Here is a 12,900-nt window from a genome sequence, read left to right as displayed (position 1 = left end):
GGAAATATTTTGTCCGCTGTATCGAGGGCACTGGTTTGGGATCGGCAACTTCTATGCCGAAGCGGTCTCGCTTCCATCATCCGGCGCGAATTTCAGAATGTCGAGGTTGCGATCGCAGAGGATGCCGATCAGGCTCTAGTCTGGCTGGCCGCGACCGGAGCGTTGGGGTTGCTGGTTCTCGACGGTGGGATCGACTTGGCCGCGGTTGCGCCGGGTGGCATTCGCGGATTGCGCCACCGCTATCCACAACTCTGCTTGGTAATTGTCGATTGGCGGCGCGACCGCGGCGCGATGCTCCGGGCGATCGACGAGGGTGCGCATGGCTTTATTCCGAAGGATATGGAGCAGGACGAAATGCTTCAGGCCTTCCGGCAGGTCATGGCCGGCCAGGTCTATGTTCCGCCCCTCGTCAGCTACGTCGATGTGGAAACACTGGACAAGGGCTCCGATCGCTCGCGCCTGGCCTCGATATCCAGCCTGACCGAACGACAGCGCGAAGTGCTGACGCATATGTCGATGGGCAAATCGAACAAGGAAATTGCCCGCTCGCTGCGTATCTCCGAAAGTACGGTAAAAGTCCATGTGGCCGCGGCATTCCGCCTGCTTGGCGTGCATAACCGGGTGGGCGCCGTCGCTGCGCTTCAGAGCCGCGGCGATGCGTCGGCTTCCATGCGCGACCAGCTAGTCAGTCGCGGTCAGCTCGGCGTTGACTTCAGAACGCGCGCGTTCGGCTGAAATTGCCAAAACAGATGTTTGCCGCGCTCGTTTGAGTGCGCAAAACGCGCGTGCTCAAAGCATGTCCAGAAGTACTAGACATTTCGACTGTGGTTATAGAGATGAAGACTCATGGAGTCCCATATCGGACTAGGCCGTGTTGACAAAAGGGATTCCCAAACCCGCCTTGTTCTGATTCAAGACTGCTTTTTGAGGGGCAGTCATGGGTCGCGGGGATTTGTCGGACGCGGAGTGGGATCTGATCGGGCCGCTACTGCCGCCTGAGCGCGGTCGCTGGGCGCGGCCGGCGGGCGATAACCGGCGCTTCCTCAATGGAATGCTTCACGTGCTGCGGGTCGGCTGCCCCTGGCGCGACATGCACGAGCGCTACGGCAAGTGGAACTCGGTCTATGTGCGCTTCCGTCGCTGGGCCGAACAGGGTGTCTGGGATGCCCTGCTGCAAACACTGGTCGATCTGGGTCTGACCGACGACTGGCAACACATGATCGACAGCACCAGCGTTCGCGGCCATGTCTCGGCAGCGGGCGGAAAAGGGGGGCTTGTGCGAACGCTCTTGGTCGATCACGCGGCGGCTTTACGAGCAAAATCCACGCCCGCTGCGACAATCAAGGACTGCCTGTCGGCTTCATCCTCACCGGCGGCGAGGCTTCCGATTACACCGCTGCCGAACCGCTGATGGCGATCCCCGCCGCCACGCCCAAGGCGCTGCTCGCGGACAAGGGTTATGATGGTGATCACTTCCGGGAAAGCCTGCTGACCCGGGGCATCCTGCCGATCATCCCGCCTCGCTCGAACCGCAAGGTGCCAGAGCATCCCGACTATCGCCGCTACAAGGACCGAAACCGCGTCGAGCGCATGTTCGGCAAACTCAAACAGCAACGACGCATCGCAACCCGCTATGACAAAACCCTGCTCTCGTTCGAGAGCTTCCTCAACCTCGCCGCTACGCGCCTATGGCTGAAGTCTTTTGTCAACACGGCCTAGTAACTAAAGCTCAGTCGACTCTTCCTCCCGTTTCAAATTAACTTGTTTTTAAGTCGTACGGGTGAGTCGATTCGATTCGCGATGTCCGACAATGCTGGCGGGGGGCCGCACCAGCGCAATGTTCAACCTTTCATCCGCATGTTTTTGCGGAGCGGTCCGTTGCGCCCTGCGTCACGGACAGACCGGAGACGTGACATGGTGCAGCTGACAAAACACGACCTGACTTTCATCCTCAGCCAGATCAAGATCGCGGAGGCGCACGCTGCAGGCGGCGACCTCGCCACGCTGGTCGCGGGCGATAACGGCAATGACGGGTTCGCGCAGGCGCATCTGCTGCCATACGGCCTGCGGACCGTTGACGGCAGTTACAATAATCTGCTGCCAGGACGCGAAAATTGGGGCGCGTCGGACCAGTCCTTCCCCGGAATCTTTACACCGCAATATATGAACGACGCCGATGGCGATCGCTATGATTTCAACCCCGCTCCTGACGGACCGGGCCTCGACGGCATCATGGGTACGGCCGACGACACGGGGGTGAGCTGGTACACCAATAATAGTTACGCCAACGCCGGTACCCGCACCGGGTCGCTCCCCGGCCCGGGCAGTGGCACCGTGATCGATGCCGACCCGCGCATCATCTCGAACTTGATCGTCGACCAGACGCTGAAGAATCCGGCCGCCATTGCCGCCGCGCTGACGCATGCCGGACTGTCAGGCCAGCCATTGATGACCGCGCTTGCCGAGATCGTCGCCGCCCGGGACGCGCTTGATGCCGCCATCGCAGCGGCCGAAGTGGCCGACGGCACGGTCAGTGGGCTCGCCGCTGCCGTCGCGGCCGCCCAGTCGGCGCTGACCGAGGCTCAGGGCATTGCTGCCACGATCGCGGCGCAGGCCGCGACGGACCAATCCGCCTTTGAGAACGCCGAGGCGGAGGTCGCTCCGGCTCAAGCGGTTCGCGACGCGAACCTCGCCGTTTATACCGCGCTTCTCGGCGACAACATTCCAAATGGTCAGCAACCCGAATTTGCCGCCGCCGAAGAGGCGTATAATATGGCCGAGGCTGCTTATCAGCTGACACTGAGTGCCGCTGACGCGCTTGAAGCCATTGCGACCACGTCTGCAGCCGCATCTGCCGCCGCCGCTGCGGCTGTTCTGACGGCGCAGGCCGCACTGACCGGAGCCGAGACTGCGTTGTCGGATGCGCAGGCGGTCGCCGCATCCGACGACGCTGCCAGCGCTGCGCTCGACGCGGCGCTGGCAGAACATGGCGTGGAAATGGACGGCAACACCGTCTATCTGCCCAACGTCTCACCGGACGAAGGGCTATCGTCGCCGTTCAACGGCTGGATGACGATCTTTGGACAATTCTTCGATCACGGCCTCGATCTGGTCGCGAAGGGCGGCAACGGCACGGTCTATGTGCCGCTGGCGGAGGATGATCCGCTCTATGTTCCCGGCGGCCAGAATTATATCCCGCTCACCCGCGTGTCGGTGAATCCCGGGGTCGACGGCGTCCTCGGCACCGCCGACGATGGTCCCGGACCCAAGAACCTGACCACCCCCTGGGTCGACCAGAACCAGACCTATTCCTCCTCCGCGTCGAAGCAGGTCTTCATGCGCGAATATATCCCGGGGCCGGACGGCAAGCCTGTTTCAAGCGGCCTGCTGCTGGAAGGCAGCAACGGGGGTCTCGCGACCTGGGCCGATATCAAGGCGCAGGCCCGCGCCATGCTGGGGATCGAGCTGACCGACCTCAATGTCGGCAACATCCCGCTGATCGCGACCGATCCTTATGGCAATTTCATCCCCGGCGCGAACGGCTATCCGCAGTTGGTCGCCGGCATGGGTGCCGATGGCCAGCTGGGCACCGCCGACGACGTTCTGCTTGAGGGCAATCCGGCCGCGCCTGTCAGCGCTCAGAACGTCGTGCTGACCGGCCATGCTTTCCTCGACGACATCGCGCATGCTGCTGCGCCAGTCGTTGTTGGCGGTGTGTTGCAGGCAGACGCTGACTCGGCGCTTGGCTATGCCAATGCTGATGGCTCGCCCGGACCGCAGGGTCCGCGCGGTCCGACGGCCTATGACAATGAGTTGCTCGACCGGCATTTTATCGCCGGTGATGGCCGCGCGAACGAGAATATCGCGCTGACGGCGGTCCATCAGGTGTTTCACGCCGAGCATAACCGCATCGTCGAGCACACCAAGGATGTGACGCTTGGGTCGATGGACCGCGCCTTCATCAACGAATGGCTGCTGACCGACCTGACCGATGCGCAGTTCGCGATGCTGACGAGCGGCAATCCGGCGGCGATCGCGACGCTCTCGGAAACGCTGGTGTGGGACGGAGAACGCCTGTTCCAGGTCGGCCGCTTCACCAACGAGATGGAGTATCAGCATCTGGTGTTCGAGGAATTCGGCCGCATGATGCAGCCGGATATCGATATCTTCCTGTTCGAGCCGTCGGCCGACATCAACCCCAGCATCGCCGCCGAATTTGCGCACGTCGTTTACCGTTTCGGGCACTCGATGCTGCGGCAGGATATCGCGGTCATCGAAATGGATGAGGACGGTAATCCGGTTCAGAACGACATTTCGTTGTTCGACGGCTTCCTGAATCCCGTCATGTATGACTCGCTTGGCTCGGCCGAAGAGGCGTCAGGCGCGATCATTCGCGGCATGAGCCGGCAGACGGGCAGCGAGATCGACGAATTCGTTACCGACGTGCTGCGCAACCAGCTGCTCGGTATCCCGCTCGATCTGGCGACGATCAACCTCGCCCGTGGCCGCGACGTCGGCATGCCCTCGCTGCAGACCGCGCGCGAGACATTCTATGATGCGACCGGCGACACGCTGCTGAAGCCCTATGAAAGCTGGGCCGATTTCGCGCTCAACCTTAAAAACCCGGCGTCCGTCATCAATTTCATCGCCGCCTATGGCACGCATGAATCGGTGCTCAATACGCCTGACGACCCGAAGACGGTCGAAGAATTGCGCGAAGCCGCGACGTTGCTCGTGCTCGGTGGGGCGGGAGCGCCGGCGGACCGGCTCGACTTCCTCAATGCCGAGGGCATCTATGCCAATGATGCGAAGCTCGGTGGGCTCAACGATATCGACTTCTGGATCGGCGGCCTCGCTGAAAAGAAGATGGCGTTCGGCGGCATGCTCGGCTCGACGTTCAGCTTCGTGTTCCAGATGACGATGGAAAATCTGCAGGACGCCGACCGTTTCTATTATCTGTCGCGCACCCAGGGGCTCAACCTGCTCAACGAGCTGGAAAACAACAGCTTCGCCGAACTGGTGATGCGCAACACCGATCTGGGCGACGATCATTCGACCGCACTGCCGGGCAACCTCTTCTCGGCGTTCGAGATGCCGCAGCTGGAAATGGACATCAGCAAGCAGCTGGGCGCCGATCCGGTGACCGACGACCCCTTCATCGGCAACTTCACCAGTTTGGTTGAACGCGTCGATGCCGACAATGACGGCGTCGCCGAATATCTCCGCATCAACAGCAACGAGCATTTCGTCGTTGGCGGCACCGAAAACGCCGACCATATCGTCGCGGGCGGCGGCGATGACGCCATCTGGGGCAAGGGCGGCAACGACCGGATCGAGGCGGGTTACGGCGTCGACAAGGTGTTCGGCGGCGAGGGTGACGACATCATCACCAACGCCGGCACCGACATCGGCGAGGCCGATTTCCTTCACGGCAATGAAGGCAACGACGTCATCCACGGCGGATCTGGCCTGTCGCTGCTGTTCGGCAACCAGGGCAGCGATTTCATCATCACCGGCCCCGACGGCAAGGAAGCCTTTGCTGGCACCGGCAATGACTTCGTGCTCGGCGGCACGGGTATCGACTTCCTGCTCGGTAACGAAGGCGACGATTGGCTGGAGGGCGGTCAACGCTTCGACACGCTGGCCGGCGAGAATTCGGAACTCTTCTTCAACTCGTCGATCATCGGCCATGATGTGCTGAACGGCGGCAGCGGCGATACCGATTATGACGCCGAATCCGGCGACGACATCATGTTCCAGAACAATGACGGCATTCAGCGCTCGAACGGGCAGGCCGGTTTCGACTGGGGCATCCACAAGGGTGATGTCACGGCGGCCAATTCGGACCTCGGAATCCCGATCTTCGAGACGCAGGAAGCCTTCATCCTGCGCGACCGCTTTGACCTGGTCGAAGGGCTGTCAGGCTGGAATCTCGACGACACGCTGACGGGGCGCAGCCGCAGCACCAATGCGCGCGGAGAGTTGCAGAACACAGCCGCGATCCCGGGGCCCAACTCCCCGCTCGATTCCTATTCGAATGACCTGCTGGCGAAGAATGTCGATCTGATCGACGGGCTGGGCGCGCTGGTCGCGCATCTTGGCGCGGGTATTCCGGTGACAAGGGTCGTCGACGGGCAGACCGTCCCCGTGCTCGACGAGAATGGCGTGCAGGAACGCATCATCTTCAGCACCTCGGAGGCTGGCGATATTCTGCTCGGCGGCGGCGGCAACGACACCATCAAGGGCCTAGCCGGCAACGACATCATCGACGGCGACCGCTGGCTTAACGTCCGCATCCTTGTCACTCCCAAGGAGGGCGACAGCTGGGCCGCGTTCAGCGTCGACAGCATGACCGAAATCGCCGCGCGCATGGTCGCCGGCGAGATTAATCCCAGCCAGCTGTCGATCGTTCGTGAACTTATCGATGGCGATCTGGCGAATATGAGCACGGACACCGCCGTCTACACCGACGTGCGGGCGAACTATACGATCACCCGCAATGCCGACGGCAGCTTCACGGTCGATCATACCGGCTTCACCGATCCTGGGGACGGCGAGGATGAGAATGGCGAGGATCTCCCCGAGGAGACGATCCAGAACCGACCGCTGTCCGACGGCACCGACCGGCTGTTCAATATTGAAAAGCTGCGGTTCACGGACGGAGAGGTTGATCTGAGAGGGCCGGCGCTTGCGCTGCAAACTCCCAGCGGGCAGTATCAGGACGAATTCACGTCGGCGAGCTTCGGCAATAGCGATGGGCCGACGAACTGGGTTCCGGACTGGATCGAAAGCGGCGATTCGGGCGGGGTAACGACCGGCCAGATCCGCATTGATGACGGTGGTGGCAACGGCAGCAACATATTGCGCTTCATTGGCGGCGGCGGTGCCGATGGCGCCCAGATCAGCCGGACTGTCGACTTGGCCGGCGCGGTGACCGCGACGTTGCGCTTCTCGGCAGACCCCGCCAGTCTGGAAACCGGCGAAAGCGTCATGGTGCAATTCGCTGCCGACGGCGTGAATTTCGTTACGCTGCGGACGATAACCGGCAATGGCCCCGACACCGATTATCAGCACAGCCTGACCGGACCCTTTACCGCCAACGCCGCGATCCGCTTTGTGGCCAGCGCGATGGACCAGACCAATGACGTGGTGACCATCGACGATGTCACGATCGACTTCACCATGCCGCCGGTGCGGGATTTTGAAACGACCTTTACCGAGAATAATGCCGAGGTTGCGATCGCGAGCGGCCCGGTCATCTTCGAGAGCGACGGCCAGCTCGTATCGGCGCGTATCGTGCTGACCAATGCGCAGGCCGACGACCAGTTCGTCATCCCGAATGATCTGCCGGGCAATATCAACAGCCAGGTGGACACATCCGTGCCCGGCCGCATCACCGTCATCCTGACTGGTGCGGAAACGATCGCCAACTATCGGGCGGCGATCCAGGCGGTCGAGTTCGAAAACACCTCCGAAAATCCGAACACGGTCGATCGCGTGGTCGAAGTGACCGTCAACGGCGGCTTCATGGACAGCAATGTTGCGACAACGACGATCAATGTCGTCGCGGTCGATGATGGCGTGAACGCGAACAGCGACAGCATCATCACGAACATCAGCGGGACGAGCATTGTCGTTCCCAAATGGGCGCTGCTGCTGAACGATGTCGATCCGGATAGTCCGATCAGCATAACCGCCGTGAGCGGTGCCAGCAGCCTGACGAGCATCGCGAACAACGCGACGTCGGTCAGCTTCATTGATCCGACCACGGGCGGGGCTGGTGGTTCGTTCACCTATACGGCGACCGGAGCGCCCGGCAACAGCGACAATGCCACCGTTAATGTCACCCGTGATACCGCGGGCACGATCGATGGCACCAACGCAGCGAACATCCTTATCGGTAGCGACGCTGCTAACATCTTCGACGCTGGCACCGGCGACGACATCGTCTTTGCCGGCGGCGGCGATGATACGATCCTGTGGAACGCCAATAGTGCGGCCGCGGCGAGCAACAACAACAGCGACGGCCGCGATTTCGTCGATGGCGGTGCGGGGACCGACGACACGTTCGTCGTCAACGGCAACACGGCGAATAACGTCGCCGAAACCTATCGCATCTATTCGCGTGCCGCGGCGAATGCGGCCGGGCTGACAGTGCGCAATCCCGACACCGAAATCGTGATCACGCGTGGCGGCACGACGAATGCCGCGATCATTGCCGAACTCGACAATATCGAGGAGATCATCGTCAACACCGACAATGGCAATGACACGGTCCAGGTGATCGGCGACTTCGCGCCGACCAGCCTCGCCGTGAACACCATCACGATCAATGGCGGCGCGGGCGACGATACGGTGGACATCAGCGCGCTCCAGTCGGCGCATCGCATTGTTTTCCGATCGAACGGCGGCAATGATGTGATCATCGGCGAGATGCGTGCGCAAGACCGCTTCGAACTGGCCGACGGAAAAACCATTGCCGACTATACGGCCACCGAAAATGACAATGGCAGTACGACGATTGCCACCGCGGGCCACAGCGTAACCTTCTTCGGCTCGTTGTCGAACGCCCAGTCGGCCCCGGGAGCGCATGACGACGACGATGATGATCATGAGGATGATCACGGCAACGACCATGACGATGACGACGCGGTTGTTACGCCGCCTTCCTATGACGACGCGCTGACCGGCACGGCGTCCCGCGATGTTCTGAAAGGCGGATCCGGCGACGATCTCGTGCAGGGACGCGGCGGTGACGACGTGGTGAGCGGTGGCTCGGGTGATGATCAACTCGACGGCGGTGACGGCGACGACACTCTGTCCGGCGGATCGGGAGATGACACGCTGCTGGGCGGTGCGGGCGACGATATGCTGTCGGGCGGTTCTGGCGATGACCGTATCGACGGCGGCGCTGGCGATGACATCATGACGGGTGGCAGCGGTGACGATGTTTTCGTCTTTGGCTCAGGCGATGATCAGGTCGCAGATTTTACGCTTGGCGACGACCTCATAGACCTCAGCGGCCTTGGCGTGACGGCGCAGAGTTTTGCGTCCCGCGTGGTTATCAGCCAGTCGGGGAGCGACACCCTCGTCCGCCTCGATGGACATGTGCTGCGCCTCGATGGCGTTTCAGCCGCCGACATGCAGAAGGCGTCGTTCGTCTTTGCGTCAGGAGGCAGCAACGCGGCGAATGATGGCGCGCTGCCGTTGGAGAGTGGGCCGTTGGGAAGTGGAACGACGCCGAATGTTTCGGCGCCGCAGCCGATCGACCCGGGCGGCGCGGGTTCGGCGTCCGGGCTGCCCGAGTTGGCCCATGATCGCTGGGCCGGAGCATCTCATTTCGACGTCACGCCATGGTGGGAATATTCGCGGTTCGAATCGAATGGCTACCGGGAGATGGTCAGTCATGAATGGGATTTCCGCTAAGTTTCCGTATTTCCCCCGGGGCATCCGGGTCGGCCTTGGCCGACCCGGATGCGACCGAAAACGAAAGTGTCAGGATCATGAAAATAGATCCCGCGATGCCGGACCCGATCAAGCAGGCATTTGCCGCCTGCCGTCAGCATTTTGTGGCTGCCGCAGTTTTCAGTGCGCTCGTCAACATCCTCTATCTCGCGCCTACGATCTATATGATGCAGGTCTATGATCGCGTCGTTCCGACCGGTGGCGTGCTGACGCTCTTCTGGATCACGGTCATTGTCGCCATCGCGATTGCGTGTCTGAGCGCGCTTGATGTGGTCCGGAACCGGTTGATGCTGCGCGCCTCCTTGCGGCTCAATCGCCAGCTCGCAACGCCGATCCTCGACCGTCTGCTCGCGCGCGCCAAGGGCAATGCCGATCCGGCGGCCGCGCAGGCGATGCGCGATTTCGACAGTTTCCGCGGCGCGGTCGCCAGCCCTTCGGCGATTGCCTTGTTCGATATTCCCTGGACACCGCTGTATTTTGCTGTTGCCTTCCTCATTCATCCGCTGCTCGGGATGATGATCCTCGGGGCGGGCATGGTTCTGCTTGGGCTTGCACTCCTCAATGAACGCGCGACCAAAAAGTCGGCGGCAGCGAGCCATAAGGCGATGGCGGCTGCTTATGCCGGGCAAGAGGCGATATTTGCCAAGGCTGAGATCGTCCGCGCGCTCGGCATGCGGCGGGCGCTCGTCGCGCGGCAGATCGGCGACCGCCGCGTCGGTCTCGAAGCCAGCGCGCGCACGCAGCTGACGGCGTCGCGCTACACTGGTCTCGTCAAATTCGCGCGTATGTTCATGCAATCGCTCTCGCTCGGTGTAGGGGCCTGGCTTGCTATCAAAGCCGAAATATCTGTGGGTGCAATCATTGCCGCCTCGGTGCTGCTCGCGCGTGCGCTTCAGCCAATTGAACAGATGGTGCAGGCTTGGCCGGCAATCGGGCAGGCACGGCAGGCGAAGGCGTCGATCGAGGCGCTGTTTCGTTCGACCGACGATCTCGTCGGCGACCGGGTCGCGCTACCGACTCCCGAGGGCTATGTTCAGCTGTCGAATATCCTTCTTCGCACAGCGGACAACAGCGCGCTGATCCTGCGAGGCGTATCGACCTGGCTGATCCCCGGTGAGGTGCTTGGGGTGATCGGCCCGTCGGGTGCCGGCAAGACGACGCTGGCGCGTATCGCGGCGGGAGCGATCCCTCCCGACAGCGGTGAAATCCGGATCGACGAGGCGCAATATGGCGACTGGGATGCTGAACGCCTTGCCGCGCATATCGGTTATCTGCCGCAGGAGCCGACGCTGCTGCCCGGCACCATTGGAGAGAATATTTCGCGCTTTGCGGCGGTGCGCGGCGAACATGCCGCGGACGTCGATGCTCAAGTCACGCGTGCCGCGATCGCTGCGGGTATTCACGACCTGATCCTTCACCTGCCCGGCGGCTATAACGCCCGGATCGGCGACGGCGGCCTGCTTCTTTCGGGCGGACAGGCCCAGCGCATTGCGCTCGCTCGCGCTCTTTACGGCGATCCCAAGCTGCTGATCCTCGACGAACCCAACGCGTCGCTCGACAGCCAGGGCGAAGAGGCGTTGAGCGAAGCTATTGCAAAGGCAAAGGCGCGCGATGCCGCGATCATGATCGTCACGCATCGGCAGTCGGCGCTCCGCTGCGCCGACCGGCTCGCGGTGATGAAGAATGGAATGATCGAGCATCAGGGCCCGCGCGAGGAGGTGCTCGAGTTGCTGCGGCACAGTGCAGCCATGGCGGCCGCGAATGTCGTGAAGATGAAGAGGAATGTGAAACCATGAATGCGACAGGCTTTGACGACGATCTGCATGGCGCTCCTCTTCCGATTGAGACCATTGATTCGCCGAAGCGTGAACTGCGCATGGGCATTTTGATCGCCGGGGCGTTTTTTGCCGGACTTCTCGGTTGGGCTGCGATTACGCCGCTGGATGCCGGGGCGCTTGCCCAAGGGTCGGTCTCGGTTTCGGGCAATCGGCAGGCTGTCCAGCATAAGGACGGCGGCATCGTCACCGCGCTTATGGTAGCGGAGGGGGGAGCGGTACGTCGCGGTGACATCCTGCTCAAAATCTCCGCTTCCGACGTGGTTGCCGCCGAGCGCGGTCTGACCGGTGAGATTGCCGCCTTGCTGGCGCAGCGCGCAAGACTGATTGCCGAGCGTGACGGCTCTTCGCACATAGCCGAACCGGCCGAATTTTCTTCCTATCTGGCCGGCGACCGCGTATTTTCCGATGAAGCGATGCGCGGCCAGCGCCTGCTTTTCGAAGCGCGGCAGCGAGCGAGCGGGACCGAGCGCGGAATGTTGGGCCAGCGGATCGCGCAGCATAATCAGCAGATCGGGGGCTATGGCGCCCAGATGGAATCGAACCGCATTCAGCAGCGATTGATCAATGAAGAACTGGCGGGGCTACGCACGCTTTCCGAGCGCGGTTTCGTCTCCACCAACCGGCTGCGCGCAATGGAGCGTAGCTCGGCGCAACTCGATGGCGACTTTGGCTCGCTGCGTTCCGACGTCGCGCGGCTTCACGAGGCGATCGGCGAATCCCGCCTACAGATGGTGTCCCTCGATCGCCGGATGCTCGAGGAGGTCGCGACCCAGCTTCGCGAGGTTCAGGTTCGGCTCGATGAATTGCAGCCACGCCTGTTCGCCACGCGCGAGCGGTTGACGCAATCGGTGGTGCGGGCCCCGTCAAGCGGTCGGGTCGTCGGGCTGAAGGTCTTTACGGTGGGCGGCGTCGTCGCGCCGGGTGAGATGTTGATGGAAATCGTGCCGCAGGACAAGGCGCTGGTCGTACTGGCAAAGGCGTCACCGAATGATGCCGACGACCTCTCGCCGGGAATGGCAACGCAAGTGCGCTTTTCGGGCATTCAGGAGCGCAGCCTTCCCATTCTGAAAGGGAAGATCAGCAAGGTTTCCGCCGACAGCTTTGAGGACAATCGCACGGGAATGGAATATTTCGAGATCGAAGTCCTGGTCCCGCCCGCCGAAATGAAAAAGATCGCGGTCTTGCGGGGGAACAGCAGCCTGCGCGCCGGGATGCCAGCCGAGATAATGGTGCCGCTGCGCCAGCGGACCGCGCTAGGATATCTGGTGGAGCCGCTTACGCAAACTCTTTGGAAGGCCGGCCGGGAACATTAGAGGCGAACCTCGCATATCGAATAGCATTGATCTTACTGTTCGATACGTCCGCGATGTTCCGCCGTCCCGGGGAAGAGTCTGCCCATATGTTGAAGTTGTCGGAAAGAGGAAACCTGACGCTGACACCTGTCAGAAACTCCGAATCCGCAACGCTGCAGCAACCTGTTCGCGTCCGCTCTCTGCATTCTTCGGTCAAATGCCGAAAATTCGCATTCGGTCGGAAGCCGTCGCTGTTGGTGCCCTCTGTGTTCTCGGGCACACCGACGCTATGACTCACTCTATGC

General features: G+C 61.9%; 4 protein-coding genes and 1 pseudogene. All 5 read left to right on the top strand.

All coding sequences use genetic code 11. The annotated features are described in order from the left end of the window. The first annotated feature begins 9 nt into the window (after positions 1-9). The 5 genes and pseudogenes from CDQ91_RS01700 to CDQ91_RS01680 all read left to right on the top strand — a co-directional run bounded on the left by CDQ91_RS01700 (position 10) and on the right by CDQ91_RS01680 (position 12,616). Positions 10-735 carry a response regulator transcription factor gene (locus CDQ91_RS01700; RefSeq protein WP_088470969.1) on the top strand — a complete coding sequence of 242 codons (726 nt, stop codon included), beginning with the start codon at positions 10-12 and terminating at the stop codon, positions 733-735. Positions 736-937: 202 nt separating this feature from the next. Next, positions 938-1,719, top strand: a pseudogene (locus CDQ91_RS01695) (IS5 family transposase). Between the two features lie 195 nt (positions 1,720-1,914). Beyond that, positions 1,915-9,426, top strand: a complete 7,512-nt coding sequence (locus CDQ91_RS21190) for a peroxidase family protein (protein ID WP_158213589.1) — start codon at positions 1,915-1,917, stop codon at positions 9,424-9,426. 77 nt (positions 9,427-9,503) lie between these two features. Then, entirely contained in the window at positions 9,504-11,261 is a 1,758-nt protein-coding gene (locus CDQ91_RS01685; RefSeq protein WP_088471392.1) for a type I secretion system permease/ATPase, read from the top strand. Then, entirely contained in the window at positions 11,258-12,616 is a 1,359-nt protein-coding gene (locus tag CDQ91_RS01680; protein ID WP_088470968.1) for an HlyD family type I secretion periplasmic adaptor subunit, read from the top strand. Before CDQ91_RS01685 ends, CDQ91_RS01680 begins: the two co-directional genes overlap by 4 nt. Positions 12,617-12,900 lie beyond the last annotated feature (284 nt).

This window comes from Sphingopyxis witflariensis (genome assembly GCF_002205635.1).
Lineage (GTDB): Bacteria > Pseudomonadota > Alphaproteobacteria > Sphingomonadales > Sphingomonadaceae > Sphingopyxis > Sphingopyxis witflariensis.
Note: the sequence above shows the minus strand (reverse complement) of the source record. Positions and strands in the feature narration are given on the sequence as shown.